The organism is Micromonospora sp. R311 (assembly GCF_056780015.1).
The window spans coordinates 1-20,051 of record NZ_JBSWCE010000043.1 but is presented as its reverse complement, the minus strand read 5'-3'; the positions used below and the strand labels follow the sequence as shown (position 1 = coordinate 20,051).

Below are 20,051 nucleotides of genomic sequence, written 5' to 3'. Positions count from 1 at the left end.
CCGTGCGGCGTCGTCCCGGCCGGCTTCGCCGGCGACCGGGCGGGTGCGTGGACCCGCCCGGCTGTGGGCCGGCGCAAGTCTTCCTTAGATCCGGGTTAACGCCGGCGCCACGCCGGCCCCGGGCTGCCACGATCGGGGTACGAACCCATCAGTTCCACCGGACGGCGCCCCGCGCACCCACCGCCGGTGGAGCCGCGCGCGCGGCGGGAGAAACGGTCCCCCCACACCAGCTCCCGCCGCGCGCCCAGCTCTCCTCGCATCCCGCGATGGTTCAGCGGGGACAGGTGGCCAGGTAGGCGTCGATCTCGGCGCTGATCCGCTGTTTCCCGGCCGGGTCGAGGAACGAGGCGGTCACCGCGTTGCGGGCCAGCGCGGCCAACCCCTCGGGGCCGGCGTCGAGCAGCCGGGCCGCGACCGCGTACTCGTCGTTGAGGGTGGTGCCGAACATCGGCGGGTCGTCGGAGTTGATGGTGACCAGCAGCCCCGCCTCGACCAGCTGCCGCAGCGGGTGCTCGTCCAGGCTGGCCACCGCCCGGGTGCGGACGTTGGAGGTCGGGCAGACCTCCATGCCGATCTGCCGCTCGGCCAGGTGGCTCAGCAGCTCCGGGTCCTGCGCGGCGGAGATGCCGTGCCCGATCCGCTCCGCGCCGAGCTCGCGCAGCGCGTCCCAGACGGTCTGCGGGCCGGTGGTCTCCCCCGCGTGCGGCACCGACCGCAGCCCGGCCGCCCGGGCCTGGTCGAAGTACGGCTTGAACTGCGGCCGGGGCACCCCGATCTCCGGGCCGCCCAGGCCGAAGCTGATCAACCCGTCCGGCTTCTCCGCCAGGCTGATCCGCAGGGTCTCCTCGGCCGCCGGCAGGCCGGCCTCGCCCGGGATGTCGAAGCACCAGCGCAGCTCGATGCCGAAGTCCGCCTCGGCCCGCTTGCGGGCGTCCTCGATCGCCTCGCAGAAGGCCGGGGCGGGGATCCCCCGGTGCACGTGCGAGTAGGGCGTCACGGTCAGCTCGGCGTAGCGGACCTGCTGGCGGGCCAGCTCCCGGGCCACCTCGTGGGTGAGGAGCCAGACGTCCTCCTGGTCGCGGATCAGGTCCACCACGCTGAGGTAGACCTCGATGAAGTGGGCGAAGTCGCGGAACGCGAAGTAGTCGGCCAGCGCCGCCGGATCGGCCGGCACCGGGCTGCGCCCCTCGTGGCGGGCGGCCAGCTCGGCGACGATCCGGGGTGAGGCGGAGCCGACGTGGTGCACGTGCAGCTCCACCTTGGGCAGTCCGGCGATGAACGTGGGCAGGTCGGTCACGGGTTCTCCTCGGCACGGGCGCCGGTACGGGCCACGACGAAGACGCGGCGGAACGGGAAGTACACCTGACCCTGCCGTACCGGGTAGGCCTGCGCGAGACACGCCCCCAGCTCGGCCCGGAAGTCGGCCCAGCGGGCGGCGTCCAGGGCGGCCCGGACGGGCCGCAACGCGGTCCCCTCCATCCAGGCCAGCACGGGGTGGTCCGCGTCGGCGCGGGCCGGCAGCAGGTGCACGTAGGTAGTCTCCCAGGCGTCCACCGCGCAGCCGGCACCGGTCAACAGCCGGGCGTAGTCGGCGGGACCGTCGACCGGGGCCTCGCGCAGCAGCGGCGCGAGGTCGGCGCGCCAGCCCGGGCGCCCGGCGACCTCGCGCAGCGCCCGGTGCGAGGGCGCGTCGAAGTTCCCCGGCACCTGCACCGCCAGCCAGGCGCCGGCCGGCAGCTGTCCGGCCCAGCGGGCGAGCAACTCCTGGTGGCCGGGGACCCACTGCAGCACCGCGTTGGCCACCACCACGTCCACGTCCGGGTCGGGGCGCCAGTCCCGGACGTCGGCCACGGCGAAGCTGACCGGGGCGGCCAGTGCCGCGGCCCGCTCGATCATCTCGGCCGACGAGTCCAGCCCCACCACCCGGCTGGCCGGCCAGCGCCCGGCGAGGGCGGCGGTCAGCTGGCCGGGACCGCAGCCGAGGTCGACCACCGCGCGCGGCCGGTCGGCCGCCACCCGGGCCAGCAGGTCGTGGAACGGCCGGGACCGCTCGTCGCCGTAGCGCAGGTACGCCGTCGGATCCCACATGCCAGCCTCCAAAACCGTACGTCCGTCTTGTTTACCGTACGGCCGGTTGGGCGGGCCGGCAAGCTCCTCACTAGGCTCTGCGGTATGGAGCAGCGCACCTTCCACCGGCTGGGCCGGGACGTCGGCGTGATCGGCCTGGGCGCCTGGCAGCTCGGCGCCGACTGGGGCACGGTCACCGAGGACGACGCGATGGGCGTGCTGACCGCCGCCGTCGAGGCGGGGGTGACCTTCCTCGACACCGCCGACGTCTACGGTGACGGGCGCAGCGAGCAGTTGATCGGCCGGTTCCTGCGCAGCCGCCCCGACGCCGGGCTGACGGTGGCCACCAAGATGGGCCGCCGGGTGGCGCAGACGCCGGAGGCGTACACCCTGGCGCACTTCCGCGCGTGGACCGACCGGTCCCGGGCCAACCTCGGGGTGGACACCCTCGACCTGGTGCAGCTGCACTGCCCGCCGACCGCGGTCTTCGCCGACGACGCGGTCTTCGACGCGCTGGACACCCTGGTCTCCGAGAAGCGGATCGCCGGCTACGGGGTCAGCGTGGAGACCTGCGACCAGGCGCTCACCGCGATCGCCCGGCCCGGGGTGGCGAGCGTCCAGATCATCCTCAACGCGCTGCGGCTCAAGCCGCTCGAACGGGTGCTGCCGGCCGCCGCGGCCGCCGGCGTGGGCATCATCGCCCGGGTGCCGCTGGCCAGCGGGCTGCTCTCCGGCCGCTACGACGAGCAGACCACCTTCGCCCCCGACGACCACCGCAGCTACAACCGGCACGGCCAGGCGTTCGACGTCGGCGAGACGTTCTCCGGGGTCGACTTCGAGCTGGGGCTGACCGCCGTACGCCGGTTGCTGCCGCTGGTGGGCGCGGACCGCACCATGGCGCAGTTCGCGCTGCGCTGGGTGGTCGACCAGCCCGGGGTCACCGTGGTCATCCCCGGCGCCCGGGACGCCGGACAGGCCCGGCGCAACGCCGCCGTGGCCGACCTGGCGCCGCTGACGGCGGCGGAGCAGGCCGCCGTGCGGGAGGTCTACGACGAGCTGATCCGCCCGCAGGTGCACGACCGGTGGTGAGCCCGGCCGCCCGGGTGGACACCGCCGCGGCACGCGTCCGGGACGGGGGAGGGCGATGAGGGGCTGGCTCCGGCTCACCCTCGGCCTGCTCGCCGTGGTCGTCGGCGCGGTCTGGACCGTGCAGGGCCTGGGGTACGTCAGCGACAGCATCATGACCGACCAGCGGATCTGGGCCGTCGTCGGGCCGGTCGTCGTCCTGGTTGGACTGGTCGTGCTCTGGTTCGGCCTGCGCGCCCGCCGTCGCCGCTGACCGCCGTCCGCACCCGCCCGGTCACTCCCCGGGCAACCGCGGCACCGACGTGGAAAGCCCCGCATCCCTGGGGGATACGGGGCTTCGTGTCGATCCGAGGGGCCGGATCACCCACTGGCCGACCGGCGCCGGCCGGCGCTGCTCAGATCGGGCGGACCTGCTCAGCCTGCGGGCCCTTCTGGCCCTGGGCGATCTCGAACTCCACCCGCTGGTTCTCCTCCAGCGTGCGGTAGCCGCTGGTCTGGATGGCCGAGAAGTGGACGAACACGTCAGCACCCCCGCCGTCGACGGTGATGAAGCCGAAGCCCTTGTCAGCGTTGAACCACTTCACGGTTCCCTGCGCCATGTGTATCTCCTTCTAAAACTGGCGGCCGAGCACGCCGTGCGGCCGGTTGGCCGTTTTCGAGCAGCGGCGCCTGAGGCGGCCCCCACGAAGGAGACTTCTCTCAACCCACGCCATCTCTCAACAGCGTGGAACAGCAAACCACGTACGCAAAAACTCTGCACAGCCTACCCGACGAAATTCTCCGACATGTGACCTGACGGATGCCGAAGATCCGCTGGGTGGGCGCTTACCGCCATGCGAAAGGCCCCCTTGCCGACGACCGGCTCGGGGGCCTTCCGCGCGAATCCGCTCAGTCCGGCCAGTGGCCGGTGAGCCGACGTACGCCCACCGCGCCACCACGGTCCACAGCGGCCCGGACGACCGCGAAGATGGCGCCCTGCAAGGCCGCCGCCGCGAGGATCTCACCCCAGCCGCGGTCCTCGTCGGTGGCGCTGGGCGCCTCGCCGTCGCCCGCGGTCACCTTCCAGACCTGTCGGAAGATGGCCCCGGCGACGGTGCCGGCGGCGATGCCCAGCAGCACCCCGACCGGCCTGTACGCGGCCCTGTTGATACCCCTGCTCACCTGCGCCTCCCCCGGATGATCAGCAGCACGACGGCGGCGGCCACCGCGCCGGCGACGAGCGCGGCGAGCGGCGCCGGGTTGCGCCGGACCACCTCACCCCGCTGCTGGGCCTGCGCCCGGGCGACCTCCGCCTTCTGGGCCGCCTGCCCGCGTACCCGGGCCATGGTCTGTGCGGCCTGCTCGCGCATCCGCTCCTTCGCCTGGTCGGCGGAGGACTTCAGCCGCGCCTTCACGTCGGCCTTCGCGGCCAACGCCTCCATCGTCTCGCCCAGCTCGACCCGGGTCCGCCGGATCTCCTCCCGGAGCGCCTCGGTGTCCGGGCCCTTGCCGTTGCCGGTCATCCCCGTCCCCTGTCCTTCACCGCGGCGGCGACCGTGTCCATGTCGGCCCGGACACTGCGCACCGCCGCCGCCGGTACCGGCGGGACCGCACGGCTGACCTGCTTCTTGCCGACCAGGGCGAGGACGCCGGCCATCACGAAGAGCGCCACCCCCACGATCAGGGCGGCGAGCCACGCGGGCATGGCCAGGTCGAGCAGCAGGATCGCGGCGGCGACCAGGGCGCCGAGACCGTAGAGCGCCAGCGCACCGCCACCGCCGAAGAGGCCGATGCCGATGCCGGCGTGCTTGCCCTTCTGGGTCAGCTCCGCCCGGGCCAGCGCCAGCTCGTCGCGGACCAGCCGGGAGATCTGCTCCGTGGCCCGCTGCACCAGCTCGGCGGTGGACGGCTCGCTCCCGTTGCGGGATGTGCGGGCGTTCGCCACGTCAGCCATGCTGTCCTCCTTTCATCATCACCGCGCTGTATGCCCGGAGTCGCCGCCCGTCAATCCTGGCTACGACCGCCGGAGGGCCCGGACCGTCGCGTCTCCCGCACCAGCCGGGCCGGGGCAGGGATCAGCGGCGTCGCGCAGCACGTCCCCACGAAACGCCCGGCCAAACTTCCCGAGCCGGCCGCGATGGGCGCGCCCCCTCCCAGGCGACACCAAGCCGCCCACCCGTCCCAACGCCCCCCACCCCGTCAGGTCACGACCGCGGCCCGCACGGCGGAGCCCCCGGCCGCGCGGGGCGGCCGGGGGCTCCTGGGGAGGGGTCGGTCGGTGGTCAGCGGCGGGCGTCGACGGGCTCCTCCGGGCCCACGAAGGCCTCGCTGCGCGCGTCGCCGTCGTCGCTGCCGCCGAACACCCGCGCGTCGTCGGGCAGGTCGCCGTCGGCCCGGCGGCGGACCGGCCGGCGCGGCTGCACCCACTGCCACGGCAGGCCGCCGCCGGCGTCGCCGACCTCGGCGCGCATCCGGGGCATGGCGGTGGGACGCTGGTCGCGCACCCAGGCGACCAGCTGCTCCCGCACCAGGCAGCGCAGGTCCCACAGGCTGCCCGCGTCCGCCGCGCTGACCAGCGCGCGGACGGTGACCGTGCCACCGGTCGCGTCGGTCACCTGGAGCACGCAGACCCGGCCGTCCCACAGGTCGCTGCTCTCCGCCAGGCGGCGCAGCTCCTCGCGCATCGCCTGCACCGGGATCGCCCAGTCCAGGTCGAACTCGGCGGTGCCCAGCACCGCCGCCTCGGTGCGGGTCCAGTTCTGGAACGGCGTGCTGGTGAAGTAGGAGGTGGGGAGGATGAGCCGCCGGTCGTCCCAGATCTGGACCACCGCGTAGGTGAGGGTCAGCTCCTCGATCCGGCCCCACTCCCCCTCGACGACGACCACGTCGTCGAGGCGCACCGCGTCGCTGAAGGCGAGCTGGAGACCGGCGAAGACGTTGCCCAGCAGGCTCTGCGCGGCCAGCGCGGCCACCACACCGGCCACTCCGGCGGAGGTCAGCACGCCGGCGCCGATACCGCGCACGCTGGGGAAGGTCATCAGCATCACGCCGACGGTCAGGATGACGATCACCGCGATGGTCAACCGCCGCAGCATCACCACCTGGGTCCGTACCCGGCGGGCGTGCCGGTTGTCCGGCACGTCGACCCGGAACCGGGCCAGCGCGGTGTCCTCGACCACCACCAGCAGCGCGGCGACCAGCCAGGCCACGCTGGCGATGACCGCGAGCACCAGCAGGTGCAGCAGCACCTGCCGCCACGGGGTGCCGACCGCGTACCCGGTGCTGAACCGGACGGCGAACTGAACGGCGAGGACCGTGGCGGCCGCCTGGAACGGGCGGTGCGCGTGGTCGGTGAGTTCGGTCATCAGCAGCGAGCGCCGGCCGAACCGGCGGATCACCCGGTGCACCACCTCGACGACAGCGAGCGCGATCGCCGCCGCGGCGAACGCGGCGGCGACCGTACCGAGGTAACTCTGCACAGGTACTACTCCCTCCAGCCAGGCTGCGGTGCTTCGGGCGAAGGCCCAATGGTGCCCGGCTGACCCGGAATAAACCAGTTCAGACCTTGCGGTAGCGGGACTGGAGGAAGCAGAAGGTCCCGAAGGCGGCGATGCCGAGGGCGACCAGGGTGAGCAGCGCCTGGCCGTACGACTGCTCGCGCAGCGTGCGCAGCGCGGCGTCCAGGCCGCGGGCCTTCTCCGGGTCGTAGTTCACCGCGGCCACGATCACCAGCAGGCCCGCGATGCCGTACGCGACGCCCTTGGCGACGTAGCCGGCGATGCCGAGCCGGCGGGCCAACTGGCGGGTCCGCGGGCGCATCTCACCCAGCTTGAGGTGCTTCTCGAAGCGCTTGACCAGCCCGTAGATCACCAGGCCGACGCCGATCGCGGCGAGCACCAGCCCGGCCAGGCCGACCAGCCAGCGGCCGCCGCTGGACTCCATCGCCCGGCCGGTGAGCGCCTCCTGCTGGTCGGCGCTGTTGGAGCCGGCGTCCTTGAAGACCTTGAAGGCCGTCCAGGCGAAGTAGAGGTAGACGAGGGTCCGGCCGAGCGAGGCCAGCCGCTCCCAGACCCGCTCCCCGCCCCGCTCGACGCGGTGCCCGACGGCCGCCTCGAGGGCCTGCCAGATCGCCATGGCGAGCAGGCCGACCGCGATGGTGATGACCAGGAACTTGCCCAGCGGCTGGGCGGCGATGGTACGCAGCGCGCCGGACTGGTCGCCGTCGTCGGCGGAGTTGCCGAACGCGATCTGCAACGCCAGCCAGGCGAAGAGCAGATGCACGATGCCGTAGCCGATGAAACCGGCCCGGGCCAGTAGTTCGAGCCACCGGCTGTTCGCCGTGCGGGCGGCGGTGGCTTCGGCGTTCCGGGTGAGTGACATGGCGCCACAATCTCCGAACGCGAAGATCCCCAAACGTCGGCCACCGCCACCCGCACCGGGGTCAGCCGCCGGAACCCTGCGAAACGCGGATCTTGACCTCCTGGTCGGTGACGCTGTCCAGGGTGACCGCCAAGCCGCCCACCTCGGCGGCCTGCTGGCCCGTGACCAGGGTGACCTGCTCGCCGGCGACCTCGACGGTCACCTGGTCGCCCTTGGCGCCGACCAGCTTGGCCTCGACCCCGAGGATGCTGGCGCTCGCGTCGACGCCGCGCTGGAAGGTGACCGTGCAGGAGCCGGCGATGCTGCAGTCGGTGGAGGCGCCGTCGGAGCTGCAGCCGGCGAGCACGGCGAGGCCGAGCGCCAGGCCGGCCAGCAGGCCGGCGGCGCGGCGGGTGGGGGTCAGCGGAGAGTCAACGCGTCGGTTCGTCACCCCGCCAAGGGTACGAGACGCCGGCGACCGGGCAGCGCGCGGTGATCAACCGGGTGGGGTTAGGGTCCCGGGCATGCCGTTCGACATCGCCCGGATCCGGGCCGCCTACCCCGCCCTGGCCGAGGGCTTCGTCCACCTCGACGGTGCCGGCGGCACCCAGACCGCCGCCCCGGTGGTCGACGCGGTGACCGCGGCGATGCGGGCGGCGATCGGCAACCGCAGCGCGGCGTTCACTCCCGGCCAGCGGTCGCTGGACCTGGTGGCGGCGGCCCGGGCCGCGGTGGCCGACCTGGTCGGCGGGGAGCCCGACGGGGTGGTGCTCGGGCCGAGCGCGACCGCGCTGACGTACACCCTGGCCCGCACGCTCGGCGCCGACTGGCGCCCGGGTGACGAGGTGGTGGTCTCCCGGCTCGACCACGACGCGAACGTGCGCCCGTGGGTGCAGGCCGCCGAGGCGGCCGGCGCCACGGTGCGCTGGGCGGAGTTCGACCGGGACACCGGCGAGCTGCCCGCCGGCCAGTACGCCGACCTGGTCGGCGAGCGGACCCGGCTGGTCGCGGTGACCGCCGGCAGCAACGCCGTCGGCACCGTCCCGGACGTGGCCGCGATCGCCAAGACCGCGCACGCGGTGGGCGCCCTGGTCTGCGTGGACGGGGTGCACGCGGTGCCGCACGGCCCCACCGACCTGGCCTCGCTCGGTGCCGACTTCCTGGTGACCAGCGCCTACAAGTGGTCCGGGCCGCACCTGGCCGCGATGGTCGCCGACCCGGCCCGCTGGGCGCGGCTGCGCCCGGCGAAGCTGCTCCCCTCCTCGGACGCCGTGCCGGACCGCTTCGAGTTCGGCACCCCGAGCTTCCCGCTGCTGGCCGGGGTCGCCGCCGCGGTGGACCATCTGGCCGGGCTGGACCCGTCGGCCACCGGCAGCCGGCGGGAGCGGCTGCGGGCCAGCCTCGCCGCCGCCCAGGCGTACGAGCAGTCGATGCTGGACCGGCTGCTGACCGGGCTCGCCGCGCTGCCCGCGGTACGGGTGCTCGCCGCGCCGGCCGGCCGCTGCCCGACGGTCTCCTTCCGGCTCGACGGGCTCTCCCCGGCGCGGACCCAGGCGGCACTGGGCGAGGCGGGCTGCTGCCTCTCCGCCGGCGACTACTACGCCTACGAGTACTTCCAGGCGATGGGGCTGCGGGACAGCGGCGGTGCGGTGCGGGCCAGCATCTACCACTACAACACCGCCGACGAGGTGGACCGGTTGCTCACCGAACTGGACCGGCTGGCCGGCACCGGGGGGAGAATGACCGGGTGAGCACCCTGGTCGAGGACAATCCCGCCAAGAACCGCTTCGAGATCCTGGTCGACGACGCGCTGGCCGGGTTCACCGCCTACCGTCCCCGCGGTGAGGTGCTGGTCTTCACCCACACCGAGGTGGACCCGAAGTTCCAGAACATGGGCGTGGGCGGGGCGCTGGTCCGGGCCACCCTGGACAAGGTGCGGGAACGCGGCGGCCGGGTGGTGCCGCAGTGCCCGTTCGTGGCCGCCTTCATCGACCGCCATCCGGAGTACAACGACCTGGTCATCGCCCGCCCCTGACCCGGTCCGCCCGGCGGCACGGCAGGGCGGGTCGGCACCGACCGACAGGCTGTCCCGGTAGCGCGATACCTCGGAGTCATCTTGATGCCTCCGAGGTATCGCTCTGTACGGCTCAACCCACCTCGGGGCCCCGGCCCCGTCGCGCGGCGATCCGGGCGGCGAACGGTCAGCGGCCGACGCGGCGCGGCCGAGCCACGCCGTGGCGGCGGGTCAGCAGCCGGCGAGCAGTTCGGCGGCGGCGCGGCCACCGGCCCGGGTTGCCCCGTGCGTGGCCACGTGCACCGCCCCGGTGACCAGTTCGGGCACGCCCAGCTCCACCACCACCGCGTCCGGCCGGGCGGCCAGCGCCCGGGCCACCGCGGCCCGCATCCACCCGTGCCGGTGCAGGTCCCGCACGACCAGCACCACCGGGCGGTCGCCGGCCCCGCCGGTCGGGTCGGCCGGCACCGCGGCCTCGGCGTACCGGACGGTGGTGGTGCCGGGCAGCAGGGCGGCCAGCGGGGCGCCGACGCCCCACGGGGTCTCCGCCCCGATGGCGATGTTGCGGGGCGGCTCGAACTCCACCACGTGCGCGGCGCGGGTCAGCGGCAGCGCGCCCCGCCCGGCCGGCGCGGTGGTGACCAGCAGCGCCCGGCGGGCGGCGGCCAGCCCGACCGCCGAGCCCTCGGCCGGGATGGCCGCCCCGGCCGGCCGGTCGGCGCGGGCGGTGACGCTCCAGGCGGCGAGCTGGCCGACCCGCTTGGCCGCCTCGGCCAGGCGCTCCTCGGGCAGCTCGCCGGAGACCACCGCGGCGACGATGGCGTCCCGCAGCTCGCGGGCCGCGGCCTCGTCGGCCCGCTCACCACCGATGCAGATCGCGTCGGCACCGGCGGCGAGCGCGCGCACCGCCGCGCCCGCGAAGCCGTACCGGTCGGCGACCGCGCGCATCTCGACCGCGTCGGTGACCACCACCCCGCAGAAGCCCAGCTCGTCGCGGAGCAGCCCGCCGAGGATCCGGCCGCTGAGGGTGGCCGGCAGCTCCGGGTCCAGCGCCGGGACCAGCAGGTGACCGGTCATCACCGCCTGCACCCCGGCGGCCACCGCGGCCCGGAACGGGGCCAGCTCCACGGCCTCCAGCCGGGCCCGGTCGCCGGTGATCCGGGGCAGGTCGTGGTGCGAGTCGACCCGGGTGTCGCCGTGCCCGGGGAAGTGCTTGGCGCAGGCGGCCACCCCGCCGGCCTGCAGCCCGCGGACCCAGGCGGCGGTGTGCCGGGCGACCAGCGCCGGGTCGGCGCCGAAGGAGCGGACGCCGATCACCGGGTTCGCCGGGTTGGAGTTGACGTCGGCGTCCGGGGCGTAGTCCAGGGTGATTCCCAGCCCGGCGAGCTCCCCGCCCAGGTCGCGGGCGACCGCCTCGGTCAGCGCCGGGTCGTCGACCGCGCCGAGGGCGTAGTTGCCCGGCCGGGAGCTGCCACGGGCGGACTCGATCCGGGTGACGTCGCCGGCCTCCTCGTCGATCGCGACGATGACGTCCGGCCGCTCGGCGCGCAGCGTGGCGGTGAGCGCGGCGACCTGCGCCGGGTCGACCACGTTGCGGGCGAAGAGCACCACGGAGCCGAGGCCCTCGCCGAGCCAGCGGCAGATCCAGGGGGGTGGGGTGGTGCCGACGAATCCGGGCTGCAGGACGGCGGCCGCCAGCTCCGCCAGGTTGCCCGTTCGCTCGATCATGCAGCCCCCCGTACCCCCGTCCGCACCGCCCGCGGCGGTCCCGCCAAAGGCGGCGGTGCTGCCATGGTCACACCGGCCGATCAAATAGTCAATAAACCTTACAGTTGCCGTGCGGGCGCGGGCTGGGGAGAGTGCGGGGGTGGATTCCGCGCTGCTGGCCGACGCGACGAGCCCGGCCGACGTCCCCGGCGTACGCCTGCTCGGGCTGGTGGTCGGCGGCCTGCTGCTGCTGGCCGCGATCCGGGCCATGTTCCGTCGCTGACCGCCGGTCGCGGCGCCGCCGGGTGTGGCCGGCGGCCGCCGGGGTACCGGTTGCCTCGTTGACCAGGTGCGTGGCGACCGCGACGCGGCGAGGGGGAACCATGAAGATCGGATACTTCCTGTCCTGTGAGGAGTTCACGCCGGCCGAGCTGCTGGAGCAGGCGCGCGGCGCCGAGCGGGCCGGCTTCGAGGCGCTGTGGATCTCCGACCACTACCACCCGTGGGTGGACGCGCAGGGGCAGAGCCCCTTCGTCTGGTCGATGATCGGCGCGCTCAGTCAGGTCTGCCGGCTGCCGGTGACCACCGCGGTCACCTGCCCGACCGTGCGGATCCACCCGGCGGTGCTCGCCCAGGCGGCGGCGACCAGCGCGGTGCTGCACTCCGGACGGTTCGTGCTCGGGGTCGGCTCCGGGGAGGCGCTCAACGAGCACATCCTCGGCGACGCCTGGCCGCAGACCGACGTACGGCTGGAGATGCTGGAGGAGGCGGTCGCGGTGATGCGCGAACTCTGGCAGGGCGGCTTCGTCAACCACCGTGGCCGGCACTACACCGTCGAGCACGCCCGGATCTACACGCTGCCGGACACCCCGCCGAAGGTCTACGTCTCCGGCTTCGGCCCGAAGGCGGTCGACCTGGCGGCCCGGATCGGCGACGGCTACGTCAGCACCATGCCCGACGCCGAGCTGGTCCGGCGCTTCCGCCAGGGCGGCGGGGGCGACAAGCCGTGCCAGGCCGGCTTCAAGGCGGCGTACGCGGACAGCGAGGAGGAGGGGATGCGGATCGCGTACGAGCGCTGGCCGAACTCCGGCGTGCCGGGCGAACTGTCCCAGGTGCTCCCCTCGCCGCGCCATTTCGAGCAGGCCGCCCAGCTGGTCAAGCCGGAGATGGTGAAGGAGTCCTTCGTCTGCGGCAACAACGCCGAGGCGCACCTGGAGATGATCAACCAGTACGCCGAGGCCGGCTTCGACGAGGTCTACGTGGCCAACACCGGCCCGAACTCGCCGGGGCTGTTCGACCTCTACCAGCGGGAGGTGCTCCCCCGGCTGCGCTGATCCCGCACCGTTTCCGACCTGCCGCTCACGCCATCCCGGGACGGCGTTTCGCCGGTGATCAGCCCGGGTACCTCCGGCCCTCGATGAAGCTGACCACGCACTCGACGACGTTGCGCCGCGCGGCGCGCAGCCTGTTCGGCTGGACCGCGCTCCGGCCCAACCAACTGGCCGCCATGCGCGCGGTGATGAAGCGGCGCGACGCCCTGGTGGTGCTCCCCACCGGCGCCGGCAAGTCGGCGATCTACCAGATCCCGGCCAGCCTGATCCCCGGCCCGACCGTGGTGATCTCCCCGCTGCTCGCCCTGCAGCAGGACCAGATCGCGGCGCTCAACGAGCGGCAGCGGCCGGAGCTGCGCGCGGTGCGGATCAGCTCCGACGAGTCGCCCGCCCAGCAGGCGGAGGCGATCAGCGAGGTACGCGAGGGTCGGGCGGAGTTCCTCTTCATCACCCCGGAGCAGCTCGCCAACCCGGACCGGATGGCCGAGGTGCGCTCGCTCGGGCCGGCCCTGGTGGCGATCGACGAGGCGCACTGCATCTCCGCCTGGGGCCACGACTTCCGCCCCGACTACCTGGCGCTGGGCCACCTCATCGAGGGCATCGGCCGGCCGCCGGTGGTCGCGCTGACCGCCACCGCCTCCCCGCCGGTACGCGACGACATCGTCAGCCGGCTCCGGCTGCGTGCGCCCGAGGTGGTGGTCTCCGGACTGGACCGGCCCAACCTGTTCCTGGAGGTCGCCCACTGCCCCACCGAGGACTACCGGTGGCGGCGGTTGACCGCCCTGCTCCGCGACGACCGGCGACCCGGCATCAGCTACGTGCCCACCCGCCGCGCCGCCGAGGAGCTGGCCGCCCGGCTCACCGATGCCGGCTTCCCGGCGCAGTACTACCACGGCGGCATGCCGGCCGGCGCCCGCGCCGAGCTGCACGAGGCGTTCCTCGCCGACCGGGTGCCGATCATGGTGGCCACCTCGGCGTTCGGCATGGGCATCGACAAGCCGAACATCGCCTGGGTGGTCCACATGGCACTGCCCGACTCGCCGGACAGCTACTTCCAGGAGATCGGTCGGGCCGGCCGCGACGGCGAACCGGCCCGGGTGCTGCTGCTCTGGCAGGCCGAGGACGTCGGCCTGCAGCGCTACTTCACCGGCGGCTGCCCGACGCCACCGAGCTGCGGGACCTGGCCGCGCTGCTGCGCCGCGAGCCCGCCACGAAGAAGGAGCTGCGCGAGCTGACCGGGCTCGGGCCGCGCAAGCTCGGGCAGTACCTGGCCCTGCTGGAGCAGGTCGGCGCGGCCGAGCCGCGGGGCCGGCAGCGGATCGGCGCGCCCCGCTACTCGCCCAACCCGGTCGACGCGGCGGCGGCCGCCCTGACCGAGGCGGAACGGCAGCAGAGCGTGACCAGGTCACGGACCGACATGATGCGGGCCTTCGCCGAGACCTCCGCGTGCCGCGGGCAGACCCTGCTGGCCTACTTCGGCGAGCAGATGACCCAGGTCTGCGGGCACTGCGACAACTGCCACGCCGGCACCAGCACCCCGGACAACGGCGCGGTCGGGCCGTTCCCGGTGCACAGCCAGGTGCGCCATCCGGAGTGGGGTCCGGGGCTGGTGCTCAGCTACGACGACGACCGGATGACGGTTCTCTTCGACGAGGTGGGGTACAAGACGCTGTCCGTCAGCGTGGTGTCCGAACAGGGCCTGTTGACACTGGACTAGCCTGGGCCGGGCACCGCTGCGGGGCCCGCGGACGTGAACGACGAGCAGGACAGGGCGGAAGGGGCGTTGTCGTGATCGAGCAGCCGGCGTACACCGGGTTCGGTTTCTCCGACGGGGAGTGGGGGCTGCTGGTCGGCCTGCCGCAGTCGGTGCTGACCGCGGCGAGCGCCGCGGAGTCGGACGGCACCCGGCGCACCATGGCCGAGAACGCAGCCGGGCTGGAGACCATCTCGGCCGGCCGGGAGTCGGCCAGCCCGCTGGTCGCCGCGGTGGCCGGGGAGATCGTCACCCGGGTGGGCGACCCGGAGGCCGGCGAGGAGATGCCGGTGATCGAGCCCGCCGACCCGCAGGCGATGATCGACGATGTGCTGGCCCGGGCCAAGGCGGCCGCGGCGCTGCTGGCCCAGCGGGTGGACGAGGGGCAGGCCGGGGCGTACAAGCACTGGCTCGTGGCTATCGCCGACCAGGTGGTGGGCGCGGCGTCCACCGGCGGCCTGCTGGGCCTCGGCGGCGACGTGGTGAGCGACTCCGAGCGGCGGTTCCGGGACCGGCTCGCGCACGTCCTGACCGACTGACCTGGACGGCGGCGCCGGACGGGGTCCGGCGCCGCGTCCGTGCCGCGCGTCAGCCGACCCGGCGGCGGAACAGCACCCCCGACAGCGCCATCGCGACCAGCAGGATGCCGAGGCACCAGGCCACCGCCCGGGCCGGCGCGGAGCCCACCGGCGTGTCCAGCAGCAGCCCCCGCAGCGTCTCGATGACCGGGGTGACCGGCTGGTGGTCGGCGAACCCGCGCAGCCAGCTCGGCATCGTCTCCACCGGCACGAACGCGCTGCTCGGGTAGGGCAGGAACATCACCAGGAAGGTGAACCCGCTGGCCGCCTCCGGGGTGCGGGCCAGCAGCCCGAACGCCGCCGACAGCCAGGAGACGGCGAGCAGGAAGAGCAGCAGCACCCCCGCCGCGGCCGACCAGAGCAGCGGGTCGCGGGTCGGCCGGAAGCCGATGGCGACCGCGACCGCGAGCACCAGCACGGTGGAGACCATGTTCCGCACCACGCTGGCCACCACGTGCCCGCCGAGGATGGCGGTGGGGCTGACGTCCATGGTGCGGAACCGCTCGATCACCCCGTTGGTGAGGTCGGTGGTCACGCTCACCGCGGTGCCCGCCGCACCGAAGCCGGCGCAGAGCAGCAGCACGCCGGGGACCACGTAGGTGACGTACGCGGTGCCGGTGTCGATCGCGCCGCCGAAGAGGTAGACGAAGAGCAGCATCAGGATCACCGGCAGCAGCAGCGAGGTCAGCAGCGCGTCGACGTTGCGCCGGGACAGCCGTACGCAGCGCCCGATCATCACGACGGCGGCGGCGGGACGCGCGGTCAGCTCAGACACGGGCCACCTCCCGGTCGGCGGTCACCGGTCGGCCGGTGAGGGTGAGGAAGACGTCGTCGAGGGTGGCGCTGCGCACGGTGAACGCGGCCACCGCGGCCCGCCCCGGATCCACCTCGTCGAGCAGGTCGCGGATCCCCGGCGCGCTGCCGTCGGTGACCACCTCCAGCTCGCGCCGGGCCGGGTCGCGGTGCGTCACCCGGTCACCGAGCCCACGGTCGACGGCGGTGAAGCTCGCCGCGTCGCGCAGCGTCAGGTGCAGGCGCTGGGCGCCGTAGCGGCGCTTCAGCTCGGCCGCGGTGCCCTCGGCGGCGAGCCGGCCGCCGTGCAGCACCGCGACCCGGTCGGCGAGCCGGTCGGCCTCCTCCAGGTACTGGGTGGTGAGCAGCACGCTCACCCCGGCCCCGGCCAGTTCGCCGACCACCTCCCAGAGCGCCTGCCGGCTGCGCGGGTCCAGCCCGGTGGTCGGCTCGTCGAGGAAGATCACCGACGGCTCGCCGACCAGGCTGGCGGCGAGGTCGAGCCGGCGGCGCATCCCGCCCGAGTAGGTGGCCGCCCGGCGGCCGGCGGCGGCGACCAGGTCGAACCGCTCCAGCAGCTCGTCCGCCCGCCGGCGGGCGGCCGCCCGGGTCAGCCCGCTCAGCCGGGCCATCATCTCCAGGTTCTCCCGGCCGGTCTGCCCGTCGTCGACCGCCGCGTGCTGGCCGGCGAGGCTGATCACCCGCCGTACCCGCCGCCGGTCGCGGAGCACGTCGTGCCCGTCCACCCGGGCGGTGCCGCCGTCCGGCGCGGTCAGGGTGGCCAGGATCCGCACGGTCGTGGTCTTGCCCGCGCCGTTCGGGCCGAGCAGGGCGTGGACGCTGCCCCGGGACACCCGCATGGTCAGCCGGTCGAGCACGGCGACCCCGCCGTACGACTTGCACAGGTCGACGGTCTCCACCGCCGGAGGTGCTGTCATGTCTCACCCTCCGTGTTCTGCGTATAGCATACGCTATACTGCGTAGACCATACGCAGAAGCTAGGATGGACGTCAAGACCTGGACCGAGAGGTGAGGATGAGCGACTCCGACGTCGACCTGCCCGAGAGCATCGAGCTCGCCTGGGGCCTGCGCGAACGCCCCGGCAAGGGGCCGAAGCGGAGCCTCACCCTGGACCAGGTGCTGGCCGCCGGGATCCGGGTCGCCGAGGCCGACGGTCTGGCCGCGGTGTCGATGAGCCGGGTCGCGGGTGAGCTGGGCGTGGCCACCATGTCGCTGTACCGCTACGTGCCGGCCAAGCACGACCTGCTCGAACTGATGGCGGACGCCGCGTACGGGCCGCCGCCGCAGGCCCGCCGGCCGGACGAGGGGTGGCGGCCCGCGCTGGCCCGGTGGGCGTCGGGCAACATCGAGGCCATCCGGCGGCACCCCTGGATCCGGCACGTGCCGGTCGGCGGCCCGCCGATGGGCCCGAACCAGGTGCGCTGGCTGGAACACGGGCTCGCCACGCTGCGCGGCACCGGGCTGCACGCCAACGAGCGGGTCTCCACCGTCCTGCTGGTCAGCGGGTACGCCCGTAACTGGGCGTCGCTCACCGCCGACATCGCCGAGGCGGCGGCCCGGGCCGGGCAGAGCCCCGAGGAGCTGGGCGTGCGCTACTGGCAGCAGTTGGACCGGCTGACCCGCGGCGGCTCCTACCCCGAGATCCGGGGCCTGCTCACCGAAGAGGTCGTGGAGGACACCGAGGAGTTCGACGCCGAGTGGCGGTTCGGCCTCGACCGGCTGCTCGACGGCATCGAGGTGCTCGTCCGGGAGCGCTCCGCGACCGCCTGAGCCCCGGCGACCGAGCGCCGGGCGAAAGCGGTGCTGCGACCGCCGTGGAGAATGGAGCCTCGACGGGGAGGAGGGGGCGGCGATGCTGCAGGCGAGCGCGGTCGACACCACGCTGGTGGCCCCGGCCGACCGCTTCGGCATGTGGCTCGACCTGGTCGCGCGCTCCACCGCACCGCTGCGGATCCGCACCGACCACGCGCACGATTTTTCCGCCCGGGCCGAGTTCATCGACCTGGGGCCGATCCAGCTGGCGACCTACCGGTACCCCTCACTGGACGCCACCCGCACCCGCAGGCTGGTCCGCCAGTCCGACCCGGAGTGTTACCTGCTGGCACTGACGGTGGACGGCGAGAGCGCGGCCGGCCAGGCCGGCCGGCGCAGCAACCTGGGGCCGGGCGACTTCACCTTCTACGACGGGTCCCGCCCGCACGACGTCAGCCACCACGGCGCCGACCACGGGCAGCGACCGGCCAGCTCGGTCGTGGCGATCATCCCGCACGCCGCGCTGCCCCTGCCGCCGCAGCGGCTGACTCCCCTGCTCGGCAGCCGGATGTCCGGCACCGAGGGCATCGGCGCCCTGCTGGCCCAGTACCTGCTCCAGGTGACCACCCGCCCCGAGCAGTACCACGCCAGCGACGCCGTCCGGCTCGGCACGATCGGGCTCGACCTGGCGTCCACGATGCTCGGCCGGCACCTGGTCGCCGAGGACGCCGTTCCGGCCGAGGTGCGCCGCCGGGCCCTGCTCACCCAGATCCAGACGTACGTCCAGCGGCACCTCGGCGACGCGACGCTGAACCCCCAGGTGATCGCGGACGCCCACCACATCTCCCTCCGGACGCTGCACCGCCTCTTCGAGGCCGAGGAGGGCACGGTCGCCGGCTACGTGCGCGACCTGCGGCTGGCCCGCTGCCGCCACGACCTGCTCGACCCGAGCCTGCGCCACCAGCCGATCCAGGCCATCGCGGCCCGCTGGGGATTCCGGGACAAGGCGCACTTCAGCCGGGTGTTCCGGGCCGCCCACGGCGTGACGCCACAGGCGTGGCGCACCATGCGGGCCGAGCCGGCACGGATCGTCAACCGCTCGGCGTCCGCAGTCAACTCGGGCCCGGCAGACTGACCACCAACGCGGTCGACCGCCGGCGCTGCCGCCCGGCCCGGTCGTCCGCGAACGGGGGCCGTGGCGAGGCGCCCGCCGCCCAGGCGGCGGCGGGCGGCCGCCCGGTGGCGCCCGGCGACGTCCTGACCCCCGGCTCCGTCCCGTCCCCCCAGCGTCGCGGCGGAGCCGGTCAGGCCTCCTCCAGCAGCTCCAGCACCACCCGTTCGGCCTCCTCGCGGGGCGCGCCCGGATCCACGGGCACCACCACGCCGTCGTGGTAGAGATCGACCACCCGGGGGTCGACGTAGGACGTCCGGGCCACCGTCGGGGTGTTGCCGAGCAACTCGGCGACCTCCCGCATCACCCCGGCGACCGCCCGCCTGCGGGCGGTGGCGGAGCGCTGCGACCCGACCGTGGCCAGTTGGGTCGCCGCCAGCACGGTGGCGTGCCAGGTGCGGAAGTCCTTGGCGGTCATCTCCCCGCCGCTCGCCACGCGCAGGTAGTCGTTGACCTCGTCGCTGCGCACGTCGCGCCAGTCCCGGCCGTCCCAGTAGCCGAAGAGCCGCTCCGCCCGGCGGCGCCGGCGACGCAGGTTGGTCAGCACCTGGCACAGCTCCGGGTCCTCGATGCGGCGCACCTGCTCGATGCCGCCCTTGGCGGGAAACTCGAAGACCACGCAGCCGCCCCGGGACCGGGCGTGTTCCGGGCGCAGGGTGGCCACCCCGAAGGTGGGGTCGTCGCCGGCCGCGTACTGGTCGCTGCCGACCCGGAACATGCCCATGTCCAGCAGCCGGGTCACCGTGGCCAGCACCCGGTCCCGGCACAGGCCCCGGCAGTGCAGGTCCTCCGCCACCCGCTTGCGCAGCACCGGCAGCCGGCGGGCCACCTCCAGCACGTGGTCGAACTTCGCCTCGTCCCGCTTCTGCCGCCAGAGCGGGTGGTAGAGGTACTGCTTGCGCCCGGCGGCGTCGATGCCGGTGGCCTGGATGTGCCCGTTGGGGTACGGCGAGATCCAGACGTCCTGCCAGGCGGGTGGGATGACCAGGTCGCTCAACCGGGCCAGCTCGTCCGGGTCACGGACCGGCTCGCCGGCGGGGTCGAGGAAGAGCCAGCCCTTGCCGCGCCGGCGGCGCCCGTACCCCGGCCTGCCCGGATCACTACGCCGCAACCGCACCGGAGATCCGCACCGCCCGTTCCACCTCGTCCACGGCGGCCAGCACCTCGTCGACGCCGACGGCCGCCAACGTCGGGTGGCTTCCTACCCCGTCCCAGCCCGGGTCATCCCTGGTCGCGGCCCAGATCACCCGGTGCCACGGCCGGCCCGGCGGCGGCCCCCACCGGGCCGGGGAGACCGGGCCGAAAAGCACCACCGACGGGGTGCGGTAGCCGGTCGCGAGGTGCGCCACCCCGGTGTCGCCGCTGACCACCAGCCGGGCGTACGCGACCAGCGCCGCGAGGTCGCCGATATCCGTCCGGCCGGCGAGCACCGCGTCGTCGG

Annotated in this window: 23 protein-coding genes and 1 pseudogene; 10 read left to right on the top strand and 14 right to left on the bottom strand. The window is 74.4% G+C overall.

Annotated features, from left to right (window positions below; all coding sequences use genetic code 11):
• Positions 1–271: 271 nt before the first annotated feature.
• The gene (locus tag AC1WTP_RS29020) at positions 272–1,297 is read right to left on the bottom strand and encodes an adenosine deaminase (protein ID WP_481652421.1); all 1,026 of its coding nucleotides are present in this window, start codon (positions 1,295–1,297) and stop codon (positions 272–274) included.
• Positions 1,294–2,088: a trans-aconitate 2-methyltransferase gene (locus AC1WTP_RS29015; protein ID WP_481652420.1), complete on the bottom strand. Its 795-nt coding sequence runs from the start codon at positions 2,086–2,088 to the stop codon at positions 1,294–1,296. Before AC1WTP_RS29015 ends, AC1WTP_RS29020 begins: the two co-directional genes overlap by 4 nt.
• A gap of 84 nt (positions 2,089–2,172) precedes the next feature.
• On the opposite strand from AC1WTP_RS29015, the gene AC1WTP_RS29010 reads away from it, so the two are divergent.
• A complete protein-coding gene (locus AC1WTP_RS29010; RefSeq protein WP_481652419.1) occupies positions 2,173–3,156 on the top strand; it encodes an aldo/keto reductase in 984 nt (327 codons plus the stop codon).
• Positions 3,157–3,211: 55 nt separating this feature from the next.
• Complete coding sequence (locus AC1WTP_RS29005) at positions 3,212–3,406, top strand: hypothetical protein (RefSeq protein WP_481652418.1); 195 nt, start codon at positions 3,212–3,214, stop codon at positions 3,404–3,406.
• Between the two features lie 142 nt (positions 3,407–3,548).
• Here the strand turns inward: AC1WTP_RS29005 and AC1WTP_RS29000 are convergent, their stop codons facing one another.
• From AC1WTP_RS29000 to AC1WTP_RS28970, 7 genes are all read right to left on the bottom strand, one after another.
• On the bottom strand, positions 3,549–3,752 hold the full coding sequence (locus AC1WTP_RS29000) for a cold-shock protein (RefSeq protein WP_007075740.1): 204 nt from the start codon (positions 3,750–3,752) through the stop codon (positions 3,549–3,551).
• Between the two features lie 289 nt (positions 3,753–4,041).
• A complete protein-coding gene (locus tag AC1WTP_RS28995; protein WP_481652466.1) occupies positions 4,042–4,302 on the bottom strand; it encodes a DUF4235 domain-containing protein in 261 nt (86 codons plus the stop codon).
• A gap of 8 nt (positions 4,303–4,310) precedes the next feature.
• Positions 4,311–4,655, bottom strand: coding sequence for a DUF3618 domain-containing protein (locus AC1WTP_RS28990; RefSeq protein ID WP_481652417.1), 345 nt, complete (start codon positions 4,653–4,655; stop codon positions 4,311–4,313).
• Positions 4,652–5,086: a phage holin family protein gene (locus tag AC1WTP_RS28985; RefSeq protein ID WP_481652416.1), complete on the bottom strand. Its 435-nt coding sequence runs from the start codon at positions 5,084–5,086 to the stop codon at positions 4,652–4,654. Before AC1WTP_RS28985 ends, AC1WTP_RS28990 begins: the two co-directional genes overlap by 4 nt.
• Before the next feature lie 328 nt (positions 5,087–5,414).
• Positions 5,415–6,611 carry a mechanosensitive ion channel family protein gene (locus AC1WTP_RS28980; protein WP_481652415.1) on the bottom strand — a complete coding sequence of 399 codons (1,197 nt, stop codon included), beginning with the start codon at positions 6,609–6,611 and terminating at the stop codon, positions 5,415–5,417.
• Between the two features lie 79 nt (positions 6,612–6,690).
• Positions 6,691–7,512 (bottom strand): DUF1206 domain-containing protein, encoded by an 822-nt coding sequence (locus AC1WTP_RS28975; protein ID WP_481652414.1) that lies wholly within the window; start codon positions 7,510–7,512, stop codon positions 6,691–6,693.
• A gap of 61 nt (positions 7,513–7,573) precedes the next feature.
• On the bottom strand, positions 7,574–7,942 hold the full coding sequence (locus tag AC1WTP_RS28970; RefSeq protein WP_481652413.1) for a hypothetical protein: 369 nt from the start codon (positions 7,940–7,942) through the stop codon (positions 7,574–7,576).
• 73 nt (positions 7,943–8,015) lie between these two features.
• On the opposite strand from AC1WTP_RS28970, the gene AC1WTP_RS28965 reads away from it, so the two are divergent.
• Both AC1WTP_RS28965 and AC1WTP_RS28960 read left to right on the top strand, forming a co-directional pair.
• Complete coding sequence (locus AC1WTP_RS28965; protein ID WP_481652412.1) at positions 8,016–9,242, top strand: cysteine desulfurase-like protein; 1,227 nt, start codon at positions 8,016–8,018, stop codon at positions 9,240–9,242.
• Positions 9,239–9,526: a GNAT family N-acetyltransferase gene (locus AC1WTP_RS28960; RefSeq protein WP_481652411.1), complete on the top strand. Its 288-nt coding sequence runs from the start codon at positions 9,239–9,241 to the stop codon at positions 9,524–9,526. Before AC1WTP_RS28965 ends, AC1WTP_RS28960 begins: the two co-directional genes overlap by 4 nt.
• A gap of 210 nt (positions 9,527–9,736) precedes the next feature.
• On the opposite strand, the gene AC1WTP_RS28955 is transcribed toward AC1WTP_RS28960, so the two are convergent.
• Entirely contained in the window at positions 9,737–11,233 is a 1,497-nt protein-coding gene (locus AC1WTP_RS28955; RefSeq protein WP_481652410.1) for a glycoside hydrolase family 3 protein, read from the bottom strand.
• A 139-nt stretch (positions 11,234–11,372) separates the two neighbouring features.
• Between AC1WTP_RS28955 and AC1WTP_RS28950 the strand changes: the two genes are divergently transcribed.
• The 4 genes and pseudogenes from AC1WTP_RS28950 to AC1WTP_RS28935 all read left to right on the top strand — a co-directional run bounded on the left by AC1WTP_RS28950 (position 11,373) and on the right by AC1WTP_RS28935 (position 14,835).
• Complete coding sequence (locus tag AC1WTP_RS28950; RefSeq protein WP_481652409.1) at positions 11,373–11,495, top strand: hypothetical protein; 123 nt, start codon at positions 11,373–11,375, stop codon at positions 11,493–11,495.
• Positions 11,496–11,595: 100 nt separating this feature from the next.
• Positions 11,596–12,546 (top strand): TIGR03557 family F420-dependent LLM class oxidoreductase, encoded by a 951-nt coding sequence (locus AC1WTP_RS28945; RefSeq protein WP_481652408.1) that lies wholly within the window; start codon positions 11,596–11,598, stop codon positions 12,544–12,546.
• Positions 12,547–12,629: 83 nt separating this feature from the next.
• A pseudogene (locus AC1WTP_RS28940) lies at positions 12,630–14,260 on the top strand (RecQ family ATP-dependent DNA helicase).
• A gap of 71 nt (positions 14,261–14,331) precedes the next feature.
• Entirely contained in the window at positions 14,332–14,835 is a 504-nt protein-coding gene (locus AC1WTP_RS28935; protein ID WP_481652407.1) for a hypothetical protein, read from the top strand.
• 49 nt (positions 14,836–14,884) lie between these two features.
• On the opposite strand, the gene AC1WTP_RS28930 is transcribed toward AC1WTP_RS28935, so the two are convergent.
• Together AC1WTP_RS28930 and AC1WTP_RS28925 are read right to left on the bottom strand one after the other, a co-directional pair.
• Entirely contained in the window at positions 14,885–15,649 is a 765-nt protein-coding gene (locus AC1WTP_RS28930) for an ABC transporter permease (RefSeq protein WP_481652406.1), read from the bottom strand.
• Entirely contained in the window at positions 15,642–16,604 is a 963-nt protein-coding gene (locus AC1WTP_RS28925) for an ATP-binding cassette domain-containing protein (protein WP_481652405.1), read from the bottom strand. The genes AC1WTP_RS28930 and AC1WTP_RS28925 overlap by 8 nt, the downstream gene beginning before the upstream one ends.
• A 97-nt stretch (positions 16,605–16,701) precedes the next feature.
• On the opposite strand from AC1WTP_RS28925, the gene AC1WTP_RS28920 reads away from it, so the two are divergent.
• Positions 16,702–17,457 (top strand): TetR/AcrR family transcriptional regulator, encoded by a 756-nt coding sequence (locus AC1WTP_RS28920; RefSeq protein WP_481652404.1) that lies wholly within the window; start codon positions 16,702–16,704, stop codon positions 17,455–17,457.
• Positions 17,458–17,539: 82 nt separating this feature from the next.
• Positions 17,540–18,574 carry an AraC-like ligand-binding domain-containing protein gene (locus AC1WTP_RS28915; protein ID WP_481652403.1) on the top strand — a complete coding sequence of 345 codons (1,035 nt, stop codon included), beginning with the start codon at positions 17,540–17,542 and terminating at the stop codon, positions 18,572–18,574.
• 169 nt (positions 18,575–18,743) lie between these two features.
• Here the strand turns inward: AC1WTP_RS28915 and AC1WTP_RS28910 are convergent, their stop codons facing one another.
• Positions 18,744–19,727 (bottom strand): DNA topoisomerase IB, encoded by a 984-nt coding sequence (locus AC1WTP_RS28910; RefSeq protein ID WP_481652402.1) that lies wholly within the window; start codon positions 19,725–19,727, stop codon positions 18,744–18,746.
• The coding region (locus AC1WTP_RS28905) for a glycosyltransferase family 9 protein (RefSeq protein ID WP_481652401.1) at positions 19,711–20,051 on the bottom strand (341 nt) is incomplete at its 5' end. The genes AC1WTP_RS28910 and AC1WTP_RS28905, both read right to left, overlap by 17 nt.

Excerpts from the sequence above, each read along its gene's own strand:
- AC1WTP_RS29015 (WP_481652420.1), bottom strand. The coding sequence starts at position 2,088 with ATGTGGGATCCGACGGCGTACCTGCGCTACGGCGACGAGCGGTCCCGG.
- AC1WTP_RS29010 (WP_481652419.1), top strand. The coding sequence starts at position 2,173 with ATGGAGCAGCGCACCTTCCACCGGCTGGGCCGGGACGTCGGCGTGATC.
- AC1WTP_RS29005 (WP_481652418.1), top strand. The coding sequence starts at position 3,212 with ATGAGGGGCTGGCTCCGGCTCACCCTCGGCCTGCTCGCCGTGGTCGTC.
- AC1WTP_RS29000 (WP_007075740.1), bottom strand. The coding sequence starts at position 3,752 with ATGGCGCAGGGAACCGTGAAGTGGTTCAACGCTGACAAGGGCTTCGGC.
- AC1WTP_RS28990 (WP_481652417.1), bottom strand. The coding sequence starts at position 4,655 with ATGACCGGCAACGGCAAGGGCCCGGACACCGAGGCGCTCCGGGAGGAG.
- AC1WTP_RS28985 (WP_481652416.1), bottom strand. The coding sequence starts at position 5,086 with ATGGCTGACGTGGCGAACGCCCGCACATCCCGCAACGGGAGCGAGCCG.
- AC1WTP_RS28975 (WP_481652414.1), bottom strand. The coding sequence starts at position 7,512 with ATGTCACTCACCCGGAACGCCGAAGCCACCGCCGCCCGCACGGCGAAC.
- AC1WTP_RS28965 (WP_481652412.1), top strand. The coding sequence starts at position 8,016 with ATGCCGTTCGACATCGCCCGGATCCGGGCCGCCTACCCCGCCCTGGCC.
- AC1WTP_RS28955 (WP_481652410.1), bottom strand. The coding sequence starts at position 11,233 with ATGATCGAGCGAACGGGCAACCTGGCGGAGCTGGCGGCCGCCGTCCTG.
- AC1WTP_RS28945 (WP_481652408.1), top strand. The coding sequence starts at position 11,596 with ATGAAGATCGGATACTTCCTGTCCTGTGAGGAGTTCACGCCGGCCGAG.
- AC1WTP_RS28925 (WP_481652405.1), bottom strand. The coding sequence starts at position 16,604 with ATGACAGCACCTCCGGCGGTGGAGACCGTCGACCTGTGCAAGTCGTAC.
- AC1WTP_RS28920 (WP_481652404.1), top strand. The coding sequence starts at position 16,702 with ATGAGCGACTCCGACGTCGACCTGCCCGAGAGCATCGAGCTCGCCTGG.
- AC1WTP_RS28915 (WP_481652403.1), top strand. The coding sequence starts at position 17,540 with ATGCTGCAGGCGAGCGCGGTCGACACCACGCTGGTGGCCCCGGCCGAC.